Source organism: Chloracidobacterium sp. (assembly GCA_016716305.1).
Lineage (GTDB): Bacteria > Acidobacteriota > Blastocatellia > Pyrinomonadales > Pyrinomonadaceae > OLB17.
Map to the genome: position 1 here is coordinate 1,541,760 of JADJWP010000002.1, position 17,667 is coordinate 1,559,426.

The 17,667-nt window shown below is 56.0% G+C and carries 15 protein-coding genes and 4 pseudogenes; 9 read left to right on the plus strand and 10 right to left on the minus strand.

All coding sequences use genetic code 11. From position 1 onward, the window contains the following. Positions 1-340 precede the first annotated feature (340 nt). The 5 genes and pseudogenes from IPM28_08910 to IPM28_08930 form a co-directional block, all read right to left on the minus strand. Positions 341-475: pseudogene (locus IPM28_08910) on the minus strand (PD40 domain-containing protein). Beyond that, positions 476-541 (minus strand): annotated as a pseudogene (locus IPM28_08915) (PD40 domain-containing protein). It abuts the pseudogene before it with no gap. Next, positions 530-895: pseudogene (locus IPM28_08920) on the minus strand (thrombospondin type 3 repeat-containing protein). Before IPM28_08920 ends, IPM28_08915 begins: the two co-directional pseudogenes overlap by 12 nt. 198 nt (positions 896-1,093) lie before the next feature. Beyond that, positions 1,094-1,924, minus strand: a pseudogene (locus IPM28_08925) (PD40 domain-containing protein). A 107-nt stretch (positions 1,925-2,031) separates the two neighbouring features. Then, a complete protein-coding gene (locus IPM28_08930; protein ID MBK9173115.1) occupies positions 2,032-2,325 on the minus strand; it encodes a hypothetical protein in 294 nt (97 codons plus the stop codon). Positions 2,326-2,498: 173 nt separating this feature from the next. Here IPM28_08930 and IPM28_08935 point away from each other — a divergent pair, with 173 nt between their 5' ends. Further along, on the plus strand, positions 2,499-4,715 hold the full coding sequence (locus IPM28_08935; protein MBK9173116.1) for a winged helix-turn-helix domain-containing protein: 2,217 nt from the start codon (positions 2,499-2,501) through the stop codon (positions 4,713-4,715). Position 4,716: 1 nt separating this feature from the next. Here IPM28_08935 and IPM28_08940 read toward each other — a convergent pair whose 3' ends face one another. Next, the gene (locus IPM28_08940) at positions 4,717-6,711 is read right to left on the minus strand and encodes a VCBS repeat-containing protein (protein MBK9173117.1); all 1,995 of its coding nucleotides are present in this window, start codon (positions 6,709-6,711) and stop codon (positions 4,717-4,719) included. Positions 6,712-6,871: 160 nt separating this feature from the next. On the opposite strand from IPM28_08940, the gene IPM28_08945 reads away from it, so the two are divergent. Further along, entirely contained in the window at positions 6,872-7,324 is a 453-nt protein-coding gene (locus tag IPM28_08945; GenBank protein MBK9173118.1) for an NUDIX domain-containing protein, read from the plus strand. A gap of 75 nt (positions 7,325-7,399) precedes the next feature. Beyond that, positions 7,400-8,014 carry a phosphoribosyltransferase gene (locus IPM28_08950; GenBank protein ID MBK9173119.1) on the plus strand — a complete coding sequence of 205 codons (615 nt, stop codon included), beginning with the start codon at positions 7,400-7,402 and terminating at the stop codon, positions 8,012-8,014. A gap of 14 nt (positions 8,015-8,028) precedes the next feature. Here IPM28_08950 and recR read toward each other — a convergent pair whose 3' ends face one another. Both recR and IPM28_08960 read right to left on the minus strand, forming a co-directional pair. Beyond that, on the minus strand, positions 8,029-8,643 hold the full coding sequence (recR, locus tag IPM28_08955) for a recombination protein RecR (protein ID MBK9173120.1): 615 nt from the start codon (positions 8,641-8,643) through the stop codon (positions 8,029-8,031). Positions 8,644-8,674: 31 nt separating this feature from the next. Then, positions 8,675-8,980, minus strand: coding sequence for a YbaB/EbfC family nucleoid-associated protein (locus IPM28_08960; GenBank protein ID MBK9173121.1), 306 nt, complete (start codon positions 8,978-8,980; stop codon positions 8,675-8,677). A 179-nt stretch (positions 8,981-9,159) separates the two neighbouring features. On the opposite strand from IPM28_08960, the gene IPM28_08965 reads away from it, so the two are divergent. Beyond that, the gene (locus IPM28_08965) at positions 9,160-9,897 is read left to right on the plus strand and encodes an SIMPL domain-containing protein (GenBank protein ID MBK9173122.1); all 738 of its coding nucleotides are present in this window, start codon (positions 9,160-9,162) and stop codon (positions 9,895-9,897) included. A gap of 57 nt (positions 9,898-9,954) precedes the next feature. After that, a complete protein-coding gene (locus tag IPM28_08970; GenBank protein ID MBK9173123.1) occupies positions 9,955-10,350 on the plus strand; it encodes a tetratricopeptide repeat protein in 396 nt (131 codons plus the stop codon). Here IPM28_08970 and IPM28_08975 read toward each other — a convergent pair. Both IPM28_08975 and IPM28_08980 read right to left on the minus strand, forming a co-directional pair. Beyond that, complete coding sequence (locus IPM28_08975) at positions 10,347-11,768, minus strand: hypothetical protein (GenBank protein MBK9173124.1); 1,422 nt, start codon at positions 11,766-11,768, stop codon at positions 10,347-10,349. The two genes, IPM28_08970 and IPM28_08975, sit on opposite strands and share 4 nt — an antisense overlap. A gap of 99 nt (positions 11,769-11,867) precedes the next feature. Continuing rightward, complete coding sequence (locus tag IPM28_08980; protein ID MBK9173125.1) at positions 11,868-12,296, minus strand: hypothetical protein; 429 nt, start codon at positions 12,294-12,296, stop codon at positions 11,868-11,870. Positions 12,297-12,452: 156 nt separating this feature from the next. Between IPM28_08980 and IPM28_08985 the strand changes: the two genes are divergently transcribed. The 4 genes from IPM28_08985 to IPM28_09000 all read left to right on the plus strand — a co-directional run bounded on the left by IPM28_08985 (position 12,453) and on the right by IPM28_09000 (position 17,611). Continuing rightward, positions 12,453-14,591: an ATP-dependent helicase gene (locus IPM28_08985; protein ID MBK9173126.1), complete on the plus strand. Its 2,139-nt coding sequence runs from the start codon at positions 12,453-12,455 to the stop codon at positions 14,589-14,591. 58 nt (positions 14,592-14,649) lie between these two features. Next, complete coding sequence (locus tag IPM28_08990; protein MBK9173127.1) at positions 14,650-15,372, plus strand: hypothetical protein; 723 nt, start codon at positions 14,650-14,652, stop codon at positions 15,370-15,372. 156 nt (positions 15,373-15,528) lie between these two features. Next, complete coding sequence (locus tag IPM28_08995; protein MBK9173128.1) at positions 15,529-16,098, plus strand: hypothetical protein; 570 nt, start codon at positions 15,529-15,531, stop codon at positions 16,096-16,098. Positions 16,099-16,264: 166 nt separating this feature from the next. Continuing rightward, positions 16,265-17,611, plus strand: coding sequence for an ankyrin repeat domain-containing protein (locus IPM28_09000; GenBank protein MBK9173129.1), 1,347 nt, complete (start codon positions 16,265-16,267; stop codon positions 17,609-17,611). Positions 17,612-17,667: the final 56 nt, after the last annotated feature.

Here is a 17,667-nt window from a genome sequence, read left to right on the forward strand (position 1 = left end):
CCTGGCCTCCACTAGTGGTCAGCCGAACTTCGCCGGTCCCATCAGGGTTGATAGCGAAGATATCCCACTGAGCGTTACCGATCGTTCCACGCTGGCTTTCAAAGGCGATCCGAGTCCCATTATGGTTAAAGCTCGGGAACTTGGCGAAGGTTGATGTCGAGGTAAAGAACGTCAGCTGAACTGTATTCGTACCGTCGGCATCCATAACGAACAGGTTCTCGTTGTTATCAAAGCGGCGCGAAGTGAATGCGATCTTTGTCCCTTGCGGGTTAAAGACGGCCTCGGCGTTGCCGCCGGCGACATTCGTCAGGCGTGTCACGCCGGTGCCGTCAGGATTCATTACATAGATCTCTCTGCGGCTGTTGTTGCGGGTAGAAGTAAACAGGATCCGGCTGCCGGTCGGATGGAAGCTTGGCTCATCGTCGCTCGCGGTCAAGTTCGTCAACCGTGTCACTCCGGTCCCATCTGCGTTCATCGTGTAGATCTCGTAATTCCCGCTGCGGTTCGACGCGAACGCGATCTGATAGCCGTCGGCGACCAGCGGACAGCTGTCAAAGGTGTCTTCAACGCCATCGTTGTCATCGTCGGCGTCGCATCCGTCGCCGGTTCCGTCACCTTCGTTATCAGACTGATCGGGGTTGGGAACCGTCGGGCAATTGTCATCGATATCGTCAACGTCATCGCCGTCCACATCCGGATTTCCGTAAGTGGGGTTATAAGCGGATGGATCGCCCGGATTGTCCGTCAAAGCTGTCAGGCCGGTGCCGTCAGGGTTAACGACAAATATTTCGAGTCCCTGGAATCCGCCGCTCGACGATGACGAAAAGACTATCTGTGTGCCATCGGGACTAAAACTGGCGTAGCCGTTATGCGCGGAATTATTTGTCAAACGGATCTCATTCGTACCGTCGACATCGATCACATGGATGTCTGGATCTTGAGTTGACACCCGTGTGGTGGTGAAGACGATCTTCGCACTGTCCGGACTGAATGACGCATGGTGATCCCAAACCGCGCTCGACAGAACTCTTTGATCCGATCCGTCGGCATTCATCACACAGAGCATGTACTCCCCGTTGCCGCCTACCTTTCTAAATACGATCTTGCTGCCATCGGGACTGAATATCGGATCTAATTCGTCGAACTCATCGGTAGTGTCGGTAAGGGGAACGAATCCGCTCCCGTCAGTGTTAACGGCAAAGATGCCTTTGCCGATGTCATCGGGGGGTCGTCTGAATGCAATTAACACTTTTGTGCCATCGGGGCTGAACGAAAGGTACTGTGGCGGGTTTCCGCCGAGAGTTTGGACTATTCCGTTGTTACGGAGCGGAAACGTCCATTCGATATTTCCACCGGTATAAAGAGGTGTCAGCCCGGTCCCGTCGGTGTTGATGATCCAGAGTATGCTGAGGGAAAAATCAGGCAGCGGCTCGCCGGGCGGCAGATCGTTCTCAGGATAGGTTACGAAAGCGATCTTGCTTCCATCCGGGCTGAACCCGGCGCTCGCCACCGAGTAACCGCTGAGGTCGGGCTGCAAAATGTCGAAGAGCAGATTCGCCCCGGTCCCGTCGCTGTTTACGATCCCAAGGCCCTGACGGTAACCACCTCTTTGCAGCGGATACGTTTTGAGGAAAAGTATCTTGCGGCCATCTTTGCTGATCCGCGGCGAGTACGTCGCACCTATGATCGGGTCCGTCAGTTCTGTGACGTTCGATCCATCCCGGTTCATGACGCATATACGTCGTTCAGTATTTAGCCCATTGCATGTATATGCGATCCGGGTCTTATCGGCACCGCCGCCGGTCGTTCTTTTGGCCCCAGCTCGACGAGGATCCTCTGCAGATACGGTCGAGACCTGTAAGGCGAATGCGGTCAGGGCCGCAAGGGTCGCGATCGAGATGATAATTGCAATTTTCTTATTCATGGTTACTTCCTCTGATAGATCCGCGGCGTCACGTTCTCAGCGCAACAACTGATACATTCGGAGATCGTGCTCGATCGCATTACTGACGAGCGTTCTGCGCACAGCGATCACTCGGCCGCTTCGTTCACAAATCTCACATCGCCGCCAAAATGCTCAATGAGCGACATGCCGCATAGCTGGCTTTCGTCCGTTTGGTGCACGGCCGAATCGGCAGCAAGGCGGTCGACAGTTTCCGAGTTGACGCCGAAAACCACCGCGGCCTGATGCCGGGTCATTTGGCGAACGCCGCGTCCGCACGTCGAACAATGGACAAGGCCGCCGCTGTTGCGGCTGGTTCGGATGACCGTGACGCTGTGTGTTTCGATCGAGATCTCGGTCCGCCGCTTGATTGATCCGTGCATCTGTTCTCCCGGAATTTTGTTGTCGGTGCCGCGGTTATCTGCTATCCTCGACAACGAATTTGAAGGTTTCAGCCCGTGCGTGCTGGCATTTCGGAACGCACCTAGTCTTCACCGGTATCCGCCGCCGCGTCCTTAATTTCATGGCTAAATCTTCTTAAAAGTTCCTAATCGGGATGGAAGAGCTCAAAGCAGGCAATTTAAGTTTCGGCCCGTACGAGATCGATCGGGCAAAGAGACGACTTCTTCGTAATGGCGAAACGCTGCCGCTGAACTCAAAGACATTCGACCTGCTTCTGTTTTTTGCGGAGAACCACGGAAGACTGCTGAGCAAGGACGAGATCCTTTCGAACGTATGGCCCGATCAATTCGTTGAGGAGAACAACCTTTCGGTCCAGGTGTCGGCATTGCGAAAGGCGTTCGGCGAAAGGCAGGGCGGCGAAAAGTTCATTACGACCGTTCCGGGCAAGGGCTATTGTTTTGTCGCCGACGTCCGTCAGCATCCCGACGACGAAGAACTCGTCATCGAGCAGCACAGTATTTCAAGGGTCGTAATAGATGAAGAGTTGTTTGTTGATGCCTCTGGGGTCGCGCGTACCGAAGATGCAGGCCCGACGAACGAACCCGCGCCAGTATCCCGCACGGGTTTCCGGTACGCCGCGCTCATATCGCTTTTGATCATCGCCGGTTTGACGGCGATCGCGTTCACTTATTGGAACCGCGTGGTCGAAAAGACCAATGGTTCGATCGAGTTCTCAAGATTGACCACAAACGGCGTCGTTACCGCCGCGGCGATCACGCCTGACGGCAAGTACGCTGTAATTGCGCAGACCGAGGACGCGGGCGAAAGCCTTTGGCTGCAGCAGGTAGCTTCGGGCAGCAGGCAGCAGATCGTTCCGACCCGGCCGGTCAGGTATGTTGGGCTTGCGTTTTCGCCGGACAGCGATCAGATCTACGCGACAACGTTTTCACCAGATCTCGCCGATCCGCAGGTCTGGCGGATGCCATTGCTCGGCGGCCCGATAGAGACGATCGCCGGAATCTCGACCGGAGCGGCCGTTTCGGTCTCGCCAGACGGCAAACAACTGGCATTTACCGAATCGCGTTCGTCGCAAAAGCAAACGCATCTCCTGATATCGAACACGGACGGCTCGGGAAAGCGCATTCTAGCGGTTGGGATCGACGGAGAACGATCGTTCCCGAATTTCAGCGCAAATCCGGTCGCATGGGCACCTGACGGCAGGTCGATCGCCTGCGCGATCGAAGAGATCAGGAACGGCCGGCAGACCAGGATCGTTCTGATCGATCCGCGTGACGGCAGCGAAAAGGCGGTCACGAACGAAACCTGGGACAACGCAGATCATCTGGCGTGGCTCGACAATGAGAACCTTGTTGTCGCCGGCTTTTCCTATTTGTCGGCCAGCGCTCAGGTCTGGTCGGTCAACATAAGGTCGGGGACTGCGACCAAGATGACCAACGACCTCAGCAGCTATTCCTGGGTCTCGACCTCGAACGGAAGCGTACTTTCGGTAAAGCAGAACCCGGTCTCTTATATTTCGACGATCGACCTCGACGCTGACGGAAAGATCGCCAGGACCCGCGATGTTCACAAAGAGTCGGGGATCATCGAAAGTGTCGCCTATGCTCTCGACGGCTCCATAATTTTCACTTCGACCGCAAACGACCGACGCGAGATCTGGCGGATAAATGATGACGGTTCTGAACCGACGCAATTGACCGTCAATGCGAATGCGACCTTTGGAATGTCAGTATCGCCGGCCGACGGATCGATCGTGTTCAGTTCGAACGACGACGGGAAGAACAGGCTGAAGCGGGTAAATGCGGACGGCGGCGGGATGCGCACACTCACGGACGGCCCGGAAGATGTCTATCCGAGTTTTACGCCGGATGGCGCTTCGATCGTGTTTCAGGAAGGCCTTGTAAATCGCGTTGTCGCGATGAAACGTCTCGCGTTCAGCGATGGATCGGTAACCGGTATCGGGCCGGGTTTTGCGGTCAGGCCGGCCGTTTCACCCGACGGTTCACACGTCGCCTTTTACTTTATGGATACCGATCTTGACGGGCTTTGGCGTATCGGCATTGTATCGGTCGTTGACGGCTCGATCGTGGGCAAGATCAGCTTTCCGAAATACGTGGTCGAGCGACGAATGCGTTGGCACCCGAACGGGCGATATATCAGCCAGGTGGTCGGTGAAGATGAGGAGATCGGCCTGATAATGCTTGCGACCGACGGTACCGCTTCACGGACGATGACCGGCCTCGGCAAGGGTGAGGCCGCGTGGTTCGAATGGTCGCGAGACGGCAAGCAGATCGTGCTCGCGCGGATAGAAAAAACGCGCGATGTCGTCGTACTCGCTCGTCAAAGCGAATAGTTCAGTTCTGATCTGAGGGGACCGGGCGGTCGCCGCTGAGCCCGAATTGTATCGCGCTGAAAGCGCCGTTCGAACTGTTGAGCCGATACCAGACGCCGTCCGCCGGACGAAAGACAGTAATGTCAGACTTACCGTCACCGTCGAAATCCGCCGGAGCCGGGATGTCGCCCGAAAGGCCGAATGCGACGGCATAGAATGCGGCATTCGAACTCTGAGTAACGTACCAAACGCCGTTCGACGGGCGAAAGACCGCCCGGTCAAATCGGCCGTCGCCATCAAAATCGCCCCCGACAGGTATGTCGCCCTGGATGCCAAATGGGATCGCGACAAAATTACCGTTGCCGCTGTTAAGCCTGTACCAGACACCATTTGACGGTCGAAAGACATTCACATCGGCTTTTAGATCGCCGCTGTAATCGCCTGCGACGGGAATATCGCCGCTGAGGCCGAAGGCGATCGCCGAGAATGAACCGTCGCTGCTCGCAAGCCTGTACCAGACGCCGTTCGAAGGCCTGAAGACCGCGACGTCGGTCCGGCCGTCGCCGTCGAAATCCGCGGGAACCGGAATGTCGTCGGCCAGCCCGAAGCCGATCACGTCCACCGTACTCGTCATACTCAGCAGCCGCCACCAGACGCCGTTGCGATAGATCGCCGCATCGGCCTTGCCGTCGCCGTCATAATCGCCCGCAGCCGGCTTGTCGCCATTGGTCCCGAACGAGAATGCTCGGAAACCTTCTTGACTCTGATTCAAATACCAGGCGCCGTTCGAGGGCCGAAAAACGCTGATATCTGCCTTGCGGTCGCCGTCGAAATCGAATTCCGGATCGAGTACCGGTGCAAGGCAGTAGCCGCTCCCGACCAGAAAATTACTGATCTCCGTCCGCGAATATGAACAAAAGGTCATCGGCGTCGAACCGCTAAGCTGCGTATTCATCAGCGTGTTCGAACAGCTTTGACCGGCGTCGGCATGATTTGCCCCGAGGTTGTGGCCCAATTCGTGCGCGGTGATCAGGTATTTGCCGGGCGCCCAGCTGATATATCCGCTTAGGCCGTAAGCCGCGAGCGGATTGTTGCAGATCACCGAAAGATAGGCGAAACCCTGCGAAAGGGCGTTCGATTTTGCGGTGAAAAGGTGGGCGGCGCTCCGCGGGTTTAATGTCGTCGGGTAGGTCGAGTTCCAGTAGTTCCTGAAATTGGTCAAGATCTCGTTCGTGTTGGCTCCTCCGAACGGGTCGGTCACCGACCAGGTATGTTGAAAAACAACGCGGATCGTCAGGCTAAGCTCGGCGGAAAAGGTCCCTTCGACCATGTTCAGAATGCTGAGGATCTCGTTATTGGCCTGTACGGCCCCGCCAAACTGCGAAACGTATTGGCTGTCGGCCTCGGTCGCCAGATCGATCCGCCTGACGGTCTGAACCAGGGCGGCGTCCTGATCCGCGACAATGCCCTTGCCATATCGGATGCGGGTCGGAATGTCTGAATGACACCAGAACGAATCAGTTACCTTTGAGTCTTCCGCCCGGTAGATCACCGATTCATCGTCCCGCGCATGATCTGAGTATTTCTTTGCCGGCTCGATGAAATATCGTTCTCCGCCGGTCGAGAAAAATCCCTCGATCCGAGAACCCTCGATGCTCAGCCTGACCTGCGAGCCTTGTTCGCCATCGACGACGCCTTTGAAGGTCGTAACCGGCGAGCGTCCGAGATCGACGGTACCGTTCGGCCCTTCGTCCTCGGCTCTGAAATGCGGAGCCCGCAGATCGTTGGCCTCGATCGACAGCCGAAGATCCCGTCCAGCCGCCTGAATGCCGATCTCTCGGCGCGTACCATGGCCGGCGGACGTCGGCGGCAACTCGATCCTTACAAGCTCGAACTTGCTGAACGAGCGTTCGATATCATTGCGGACGACACTTGTTTGGGCGCTTATCGAAAGGGTCGTTGTCAAGAACGTCAGGACAACGGACGCACAGACGGCTAAAAAACTTCGTCGGGCCATTCGTGTATACTTTCCTTAATTTATTTCTGAACGGGATGAAGGCAAGGACACCTGAAAAAAGAAATCAGGCTCGTTACTGTTAATAAAGTTATAACGCTGTTAAACTTCCAGGAAATTTGAGCCGTTTTTCAGGGGCAAAGACAGTCCTGAGGATAAGAATTTGAAGAGATCTATCCGAAAGATCTGGCGCATGCTGCCGCCGGCGATCAGGCTACAGATCGTTCGGACGACGCAGCGGAAGTTCACTGTTTCGGCGGCGGCATTGATCCGCAACGATTCGGGTGAGGTACTGCTGCTGAACCACGTCCTGCGTCCGCTTTCGGGTTGGGGCCTGCCGGGCGGTTTTGTCGATAAAGGCGAGCAGCCCGAAGAAACGATACGACGCGAAGTAATGGAAGAGACCGGGATAAGACTCGCCGATCTATCGCTGCTCCGCGTGAGGACCGTCAACAAGCATATCGAAGTACTCTTTACGGCTGTCGCCGCGGGCGAACCGAGCGTGATGAGCCGCGAGATATTCGAGCTTGGCTGGTTTTCGCCCGGTCGATTGCCCGACGAAATGAGCACCGCCCAAAAGACGATCATCAAAGAGGTTTTCGGTGCGGTTAATTGATTATGTCTGACCTGATGTCTAGAATGGTAGTTTCACAACATCAGGCGATCTAGCTTAAACCTGCAGGAGACAATAATGGTTGATTTGATTCCCTCTTCAGAATCGGTAATGGAAATTCTAAGGACCACCGGCGCCTATCGCCGCGGTCATTTTATTTATCCGAACGGAAAACACGCTTCGCACTACTTTCAGATGCCGCTGGCGTTTCGTTACTACGATAACGCCCGGATACTATCGGTCGGATTGAGCCGTATGTTCAGGATGGAAAAGGCGATCTCAAGCCGGCTTCCAAAGGTCTCGGTGATAAGCCCGAGCCCGGGCGGCATCATGGTGGCGTTCGGCGTGCGTGAGGCACTCGGTGCCGACCAGATCTACTGGGCTGAGATGGAAGACGGCAAAAGGCAATTTCGTCAGTACATCGGCGAAGGCGACGTTTATCCGTCGATCATCGTCGACGACATCGTGCGGTCGGGCCGAGCGATCCAGGAGACGGTTGACATCGTCAAGAGCGTCGGTTCAGAGGTGATCGGGATCGGTGCGATCGCGAGGTTTGAGGATGGGCCGACGGAATTTGAAGGGATCGAGGTCAAGAGTCTTTTGACATTTGACGTCAATTTCTACGAAACAGAAGACGAGTGGAAAAAGTCGCGAAGCGCTTCGGACGCTGAAGAAGAAAAGGTCCGGTATTGATGCCGGAAACCGGGTCAGATCTCATGCCGGTTGGTCAAGGCCTTGTCCATCGTCACTTCATCGACGTATTCAAGGTCAGAACCGACCGGCATTCCCATTGCTATTCGTGTGGTCCTGACACCAAGCGGTCTTAACAAACGGGCGATGTAATTCGCGGTCGCTTCCCCTTCGGTCGTCGGATTTGTCGCGACAATGACCTCTTTTACCTCTACTCCCTCATTCTTTTCGGGCATCAACCGAGGAAACAGATTTGCGATCATCAGTTCATCGGGCCCGACGCCGCGGATCGGCGACAGCGAACCGTGGAGAATGTGATAAAGCCCGCGAAACGAGCGCGTCTTTTCAACCGCAACAAGGTTGTAGGGTTCTTCGACAATGCAGATGATCGAACGGTCGCGTTTTGGATTAGAGCAGTAGAGACACGGATCTACATCGGTCAGATTGTTGCAGACCGAGCAAAAGACTATCTTTTCTTTGACCTCGCGAAGAGCCGCGACAAAATTATCGACCTCGTGCTGCGGCCTGCGAAGTATATAGAACGCCAGCCGCTGCGCCGATTTATGGCCGATGCCCGGCAGGCGTTTGAATTCGTCGATAAGCCGGGCGACCGGTTCTGAATAATCAAGCATCTGATTCACTGCGGAGTTCCGCGTTCCGCATTCAGATCAGCCCGGGCGGAAGCATCCCGCCAAGCTTGCCTTTGAGCGACTCTTCGACCTTGCGGTGAGCTTCATTCAAAGCCGCGACGGTCAGATCCTGGATCATCTCGACATCGCCGTCTTTGACCAGCTCGGGCGAGATCTTTACCTCGATCACTTCAAAATCGCCTCGCATCTTGACCGTCACGGCACCGCCGCCGGCCGTTGCATCGACCACCGTCTCTTTCATCTCGCGGCCCATCTTTTCCTGCATTTGCTGGGCCTGCTGCATCATCGAATTAAGGTCAAATCCACCTGGTAACTTCATCGTTTTTGTTTCCTTTGATCAAATCCTGTCGATTGAGCAATCGTAACTTTACCCACCCAGTTTTGCAAACCACACTTTTTTTACGCGACCGGCTGCTCAATATGAAAAAACGGCTTTGGTTTTTGCGAATTAGGAGTATTATCACTCTGAAGATCAGCAGGTTACTTGAGAGGATGAATATGGATAACGGGCGTACGTTTCAATGGTTCAATTCCGGTACGGCACTGGCGATCGGGATCGTGATCGCATCGGTCATTTTCGGATGGTTCTATTCGACGGCGAAACGGGGTGACGAAGCGATAACCGTCACAGGCTCGGCGAAGAGGCGAATAACCTCGGATCTCGTCGTCTGGAGCGCCGGGGTCTCGTCGCAGTCGGCGCAGCTCACCGAGGCCTATCGGCAATTGTCAGACAATATCCCGCGGATAGAGCAGTATTTGCTTTCAAAGGGAATACCCGAAGACCAGATGACCGTCTCGTCGATCGCGTCGTCGACCATCAAGAAGCGCGACTCCGAAGGAAACGAGACCGGCGAAATAACCGGCTATAACCTGACGCAGCAGATCGAGGTCCGCTCGACCGACGTGGCGAAGATCGCCCAGATCGCCCGCGAAGCCACCGAACTTATCAATCAGGGCATCCTGATCGAATCGAGCGCTCCGAAGTATTACTACACGAAGATCGGCGACCTAAAGATCGAAATGCTTGGCGAAGCGGCGAAGGACGCAAAGGAACGCGCCGAGCGGATAGCCCAGTCGACCGGAAACTCGATCGGCTCGGTCCGGTCCGCGAAAATGGGCGTGCTTCAGATAACGGCGGCCGATTCGACCGATGTTTCGGACTACGGGATGTACGACACAACGACCATCGACAAAGATATGACCGCGGTCGTGAATGTCAGCTTTGCCGTGAATTGATCGGACTCATTTGCCAATGCTGAGATCGGCAAATGCGTGTAGAATTTCGGCGACATTATGAAAGGGATAATATTGCCGCTTGTTGTGCTCGTGCTTGTCTTTTCAGCCGCCGGCCAGCAGCCCGTGACCGCCGAAGATTATTTCAAACGGGCGAATACTTCGCTCGACAAGGGAGATTACGACGCGGCGATCGCTGATTGTACGCAGGCCATCCGGTTGAGGCCGATCGCCTGGGGAGCTTTCAACGATCGCGGAAAGGCCTATCAAAAACGCGGCAACCTGAACGCGGCGATCGCAGAGCTTTATTATCTGCGAGGTATAGTCTACCGCGACCAGAAAAAACCGTTTCAGGCGGCTGCCGATATGCGGCAGGCGTTGAAAGTAGATCCCAGTTATGAGGATGCAAAGAACGAGCTTGCCCGGCTGAGCAAGCCCGTCCGAAAGGGCCGCTAGTGCTTCATTTTCGATGGGCGAAACCGCAGGAACAGCTGCCAGCCGGTATGCTGCGTGCCGCCGTAATACGGTGTTAGAGCCGACGGATTGGAATTGAATGTAAGCATTCCGCCAAGCCCGACATCGACACCCTTGCCTTTCACGAGGTCGCGAACATAACCGGCCGAATAGGTTCCCAGCCAGAAAGTCCCTTCGTGGAGCGGGTCCTCGTGCGGTATGACAAGCTCATGTCCGTCTTTCTGCGCTCTTTCGATCCGGCCGAATAGCGAGTTCTTGCCAAATGTGTAATCGGTCTCGAAAAGGAACGTATTGGTCGCGTGTCCTTCCTTGTAATTCTGGCCCCAGATGAAAGTACTTGCCCAGTTTCGATCCTCGCTGATCGCTTTGTTGTAAATAGCGGACGCTGTGGTCCGCCGGAGATGGTCGAGTTCGGGTTCGGCCCGCTCGGGTCTTTTCAGATAGCCATGCGAGATCTGGAACGACCAATCCTCTGTCGGGTTGAAAGTAAAACGGCCGCTGAACGAATTGAGCCGCAGCGTATCGAACGCCCAGCGGTTCTCGTCAGGCTCGGTTCCGTTGAACACACTGCCTTCGATCTTGAACTTGCCAAAATTATAGCCGCCGGTTATCACGCCCCAGGTGATATGCGATGCATCCTGCCAATGATGCCCGATCGGGGCATCGGGGTTGTTTGCGCCCGACGGCCGATGGAGAAACATCGGCGGCCCAAGCGCAGGTTCACCGACGATGCCTCCGTAGATAAAAAACGACTGTTTGTCATTCACTTTGAATGAATATGAGGCCGCGAGTTCCGAGATCAGATCGTGCGGGTGCTGGCGATCGTGGATCGGCTCGCCGCGGTAAAGCTCGCCCGATTGGTAAAGCAGCGGGTAGCCCCAGCCTCGTTCGATCGCCGGATCGAGGCTTGCCATCACCCGAAGCCCAAGCTGCGAGCGTTCGCTTAGCGGCCTGGAATACATCGCCATGAACATCGTCGGTGCACTGACGCGCGATCGGCCTCCTTTTCCGGCGACCGAAATGTCGCGGTCAGATCCGACCTGCGTATAACGCAGAAATCCCGTGCCCATAAGCATCAGCATTCCGCCATCCTGATACATTTTTGAATAGGCGTGCATCGGCGACGAATCGGGCAGCCACGACGTCCCGGAACCTTCACGATTCATCGGGTCGCCGATATCAATGGTCGAGCGCATCTGATGGCTGCCATGTTCGGCTTTCTTCTCGCCGCCCTTGCCGCCGTGATCGTGCGGTGTCGGGGTCGGCGTCGGTGTCGCTGTATGTCCGTGATGCGCGGCCGGTGTTGGGGTCGGGGTAGGCGTCGGTTTTCCGTGGTCGTGTTGCGCCGCTGCGGTTGCGGTAAGTGCAAATAAGAATAATGAATACAGAACGATCTTCACAAAGTCCCTCCTTTGCAAAACAGTAAACGCTCGATCGGCAGTGATGCCGAATGGCTTTTGAACGCGAAAATTCGCTTGAATGAAAAAGCTATTGGCGGTTTACAGGCGCGGAGGTGCCCTGGCCGGGCCGGAATGCCGTTGGGGTGAAAGGTATTTCGAGCCGATCTGCGAAGGAGGCGGTTGAGTGATGACCGACGCAGATTCGAACGAGATACCGTCGTCGGGAGCTTCGGCCGTTAGATCATCGCTTGAGTCGGCCTTTGCCTTCTTGGTGTCCGATTTTGCGGCGATGACCGGAACCGGATTGCGGACGAAGCATTCGCAATCGGTGTCGATCGCATTCGACCGGACACCTTCGATCGGCGGTGCTTTGTGAACTTCGCCGTGCGACGATGCGTGACACGACGACGAGGCCTTTGCCGGTTCGTCAGGCTGGTGGTGCGAACACGCGCACGCCGAAACCGCCGACACAAGGAGTGAAAGCGTTACGAGGATCAAGGTCAACGATCGTCGGATTCGGCCGGCCATTGATTCCAGATTATAGAAACTAAGATCGCGATTGCAAATGAGATAAAAACTAAATTGACCGCATGGCTCGGGCTTGCTTTCGCGGTTGTTGAGACGGTCGAGGCAGGCCAATTCGACTTCCAACTCACGGCATGGCGTGTTATAAATGAAACACGCATGGCCCGATATGTGATAAAACGCGACCAGAGTTCGCTGCCCGAGCGGCTGACACGATACAAGAGCGAGCTTAATGAAGAACAGTTCGCGGTGGTCACCGCGCAGCCCAAAGCGACCCTGGTGGTGGCTGGTGCGGGAACCGGCAAGACGCGGGCGATAACGTATCGCGTCGCTTACCTGATAGAACAGGGTGTATCACCGCAGCGGATCTTGCTGGCAACATTCACCAACCGTGCGTCGCGCGAGATGCTCCGCCGGGTAGAGTCGCTAACGGGTTCGCAAAATGTTCATCGGGTTTGGGGCGGAACTTTCCACCGCATAGCAAACCTGATACTCCGCCGCCACGCGACATCGCTCGGGTACGACCAGAATTATTCCATTCTCGACAGCGAGGACGCGCGCGATTTCGTGAACGTCTGCATCGACGAGGCGGCCATCGACACCAAAGCGAAACGCTTTCCGAAGGCCGAGGTCGTACAAGACATCATCAGCTACGCCAACAATACTGATCTTCCGCTCGAGAACGTGATCGCCGGTAAATATCCGTATTTCGAAATGCTTGCTCCGCAGATCAAGCGCGTCGATGCGATATATCAATCGCGGAAGGTCGAGCGCAACGTGATGGACTATGACGACCTGCTGCTAAAGCTGAAACAACTGCTTGTCGAAAAGAAAGAGATCGCCGAGCTTTACGCCGAGCAGTTTCAGCACATTCTCGTTGACGAGTATCAGGACACAAATCGACTGCAGGCCGAGGTAATCGACCTGCTTGCGGTAAAGCACCGGAATGTGATGGTCGTCGGGGATGACGCTCAATCGATATTTGCCTGGCGTGGGGCCGAGTTCACCAACATATACGAATTTCCAAAGCGATATCCCGAGGCTCAGTTGTTCAAGCTCGAGACCAATTACCGCTCAACACCGGAGATCCTCGGCTTGGCCAACGTCTCGATCGCAAATAACAGGCGTCAGTTTCCCAAGATGCTGAAAGCGGTGAAGCGCTCGCGCGATATCAGGCCGGCGCTTGTTCCCTGCTCTGACGTCGAACAGCAATCGGCTTTTATCGCCTCGCGGATACTCGAACTTCGCGACGAGGGCACGAGCCTCGAGGACATCGCCGTAATGTACCGTTCGCACTATCATTCGATCGAGCTGCAGCTTGAGCTTTCGCGGCGAAACATTCCTTACCGTGTGCAGTCGGGCGTAAGGTTCTTTGAACAGGCCCATATCAAGGACGTCATCTCATATCTTCGCGTGATAGTAAATCCCCGCGACGAGCTTGCGTGGAAGCGGATCCTGAAACTCTTGCCCGGCGTTGGGAATGTAACGGCGAACCGGGTCTTCGAGGCTATCGCGCTGTCCGACGCGGTGAAGCTCCGAGCCGGAGACGCCGAAACGTACGGCCTTGTTCGCGGATCGGTCTCGGGCATTACCGGTGCCGTCGCGGCGATCAAACAAGCCGTCCAGGTCTCGAAAGGTGCCCGAAAGGGGCTTGAGGATCTGATCGTGCTTCTCGAGACGCTGGTCTCCGATGAGTTTCGCGACCGGCCGGCGCGGCAGATAACCCACATCTTCGAGAACGGATACGAGCAGTTTCTGCTTGAGAACTTCGAGAATGCCGAAGCCCGCAGCGAGGACATCCGCGGCCTGGCACAGTTCGCACAGAGGTACGAAACGACCGAAGGCTTGCTTTCGGAGCTTGCCCTGCTCGCGACCGAACGATTCAAAGAGCCGCAGCCGTTAGTTGGCGAAGAGGTGATCGAAGGCGGCGAGGACGACGAGCTGCTGACGCTCACGTCGGTCCACCAGGCGAAGGGCCTGGAATGGAAAGCGGTCTTCATCATCTGGGCCGCCGAAGGCAAATTCCCAAGCCCACGATCGCTCCGCGAGATCGACGCCGAGGAGGAAGAACGCCGCCTTTGGTATGTCGCCCTGACGCGTGCCAAGGACGAGCTTTACATCACTTATCCGCTCTTGATGACCGATTACAACCGGCAGACCGTGCTGCAGAAACCTTCGCGTTTCGTCAGCGAATGTCCTCCCGCACTTTTTGAGATCTGGGACCTCGAGGACGAGTCTCCGACGGTCGATGGCCCACAGCTGGCCGCGGCCGCGACACCAAGCGAATACCTCAACTGACCTTTCCGCTGATACGAAATCTTCCGGTGCTTCGCGTGAAACAGCGAAGGAGGTTCGTATGGCCGTAAATACCGCAATCTTAAGTCCGCGCATTGCCGAGCGAAAGCTGTTTTCGGCAACGGCGATCGCATTTCCGCTGATCGTTTTGATCGGTTATTTCAAGTCGTATTATTTCAGCGCATTTTTCGACGTGCCGGCGGTCGCCAACAAACTGGTCCACGCCCACGGCATCGTGATGTCAGTATGGGTGCTTTATTTTGTTGCCCAGACCGCATTGATCCGAACGCGGAACGTCAAACTTCATATGACGATGGGAATGTTCGGCGTCGCGCTCGCGATCGTCGTGATCGTGGTCGGGATGGCGACCGCCTACGATGCGCAGCTTGTCCGCGGCGCGGCACCGCCTGGAGTCGATCCGCATGGTTTCTTCGTTTTGCCCGCATCGGATATGTTGCTTTTTGCAATATTTTTCTCGGGTGCGATCTATTATCGAAAGCGGCCGACCGAGCACAAAAGCCTGATGTTCCTGACGGCGATCGCGTTCGTTCCCGCGGCCTTGTTCCGGATACCGGTGGTCGCTCCGGAAAATGCTTTGGTCTGGGCTTTTGGAACGCCCGCGATCTTTGCCGTTGCCGCACTCGCCTGGCATACATGGAAGACCGGCAAGCTCAATCGGGTATTCGCATCGGGTGTTTCGCTTTTGTTGATCGCGGTGCCGCTGAGGCCGGTGGTGATGGAGTCGCAAGCATGGCTTTCATTTGTCGGCTGGCTCGCGCCGTGACAGCTGACGCAGCACGTCAGAAACGGATCTGCACGTCAGATCGGACATGGCGGCTTTGCAGGTGGACGATCTCGTGATAAATAATGCCCATGATCTCGCCGCAAATTGAGGCGGCCGATGACGTCAACGTGGTGAAAACCAGCAGCGGAGGTTCGAATGGGCGCAAAAGAACAGATGATCGAGATACTGCGAAGCGGCGAGACCTCGCGGATCAGTTTCAGCTTCACCGGCAGCGGCGGCACACAGGTCTCTCTGGACGGCGCGGCATTTCGCCGCGTCGCGACCGCGCTCGCGAACGGCGATCTCTCGGTCGTCGAAGGCCGGTTCACTGAGAATCGAATGGTCTATGCCGCCTGGAGCGACCCCGAGAACAACTACGCATCGAACACCTTCTATCTCGGTTCAAACCCGAGATGGTCGCGCGATTTCAACGCCCTGGTCGTTCACGAATCGGTTCATGCTTTTTTTGATCTTTCCCGGACGACCATTCCGTGGGTCGATAATGAAGCGGCCGGTTATATCGCGCAGGCCTACTATCTTCGCAATTCGGGTTACCCGATGAGCCGGATCGAGCTTGGCTCGTTGATCAGGCTCGGGGCATTGATCGTCGGTGATATGACGTCCGGCGGCGACGTAACGACGCTGATCGATGCGATACGCGACTCGCTGCGAAACGATCCGCGTTACCACAGCTACATCAACGACACATTTACCGGGAACGGATGAAGAAAATTTAATCTCCCACGAAAGCAACCAATCGAAAACCTCAAATCACTAAACAGTCAAGACGATCGCGATCAAGTCATTTCCGGAACAAACCACTCAGCAATTTGTCTAACTAGTTGACAAACGCTTTGGCAGTAAATTTTCAGCGTTTTGTGAGGATACCCGTATGTCTAAAAGACGAATGATCGAATCGATAGCGGTCGCGAACCCGTGCACGAAAGCATGGGACGAGATGGCCGGAAATGACCAGGTAAGATTTTGCACCCATTGCGAAAAGAGCGTTACGGACCTTTCGTCAATGCGGCGAAAAGATGCATTACGGCTGGTACGCAGTTCGGGCGGAAAGCTCTGCGTTCGGTACGTCGAGCATCCCAAGACGAAAGAACCGCTTTTCGCCGAGCGGCTGATCCAGATATCGCGCCGGGCGCCGACGATCGCCGCAGGCGTGATGGGCGCATCGATCAGCCTTGCATCGCTGACGTATGCGCAGGGTGACGGCCGATTAACGCGAACGCCGGAAAACCAGGAAACGGCGGCGTTGAGGCCGGCCGATGATCAGAAAACAGCGGTTCAGGGACGTGGCTCATTGTCAGGAACAATGGTCGATCCGGTTGGTGCGGTCATTCCCGGCGGACAGATCTATGTAAAGAACGACGCGACCGGCACATCAAGAACCGTTGCGACCGATGCGTCGGGCCAGTTCAGCTTCAACGGCATCGACGCCGGCAGTTACACGATCACTGCCACTGCGCCCGGGTTCAAACGAATCGTCATCGAGCGCGTCGCTGTCAATGAGAACGCAAACACAGACCAAACGGTGCGGGCCGAGGCCAGAGAGCTATATATAACGACGGGCGTCGTCGCGATCTCGGTCACCGAATACCGAAGCCTGCTCTCGTCGGCGATCCAGGACGACGAACCCGAAACGGTCCGCGATCTGATCGCGAACGGAGCGAACGTGAACGAGCGCGAAGAGGACGGCACAACGCCGATGTTTGCGGCGGTCGAGCGCGGAAATTTTGAGATCGTCAGAATGCTCGTCGAGCAAGGTGCAAGGGTCAATGCGCGAAACGACGAAAAGCAGACGCCCTTGATGAGGCTTGACGACGATTCGCCGCCTGAGCTTGCCGAGTATCTGTTGAATGCCGGAGCAAAAGTGAATGCGGTCGATAAGGAAGGTTCGACCGCCTTGATGAAGGCCGCAAAGTACGCCTCGGCCGAGATCGTGAGGCTGCTGATCAATGCCGGTGCCGACGTCAATGCAGCCGACAAGAAAGGATGGACGGCGCTGATGCATGCGGCATACGGGGACGACCTGGAAAAGGTCCGGCTCCTGCTCAATGCCGGTGCCGAGGTCAACGCGAAGAACGATGAAGGCGAAACGGCGTGGGATCAGACGACGAACGAAGAGGTCGAGGATCTGCTTGTTGCCCATGGTGCGATCGTCGACGACAGCGATGACGCAGATGACGACGAGGCCCCGGAAGAAAGCGACGAACCGCCGTCGGAATAAGAACTGATGTTCCCCCAAGTGCGTTTGGCCGCCGCCGTGCGGCCTTTCGCATTTTT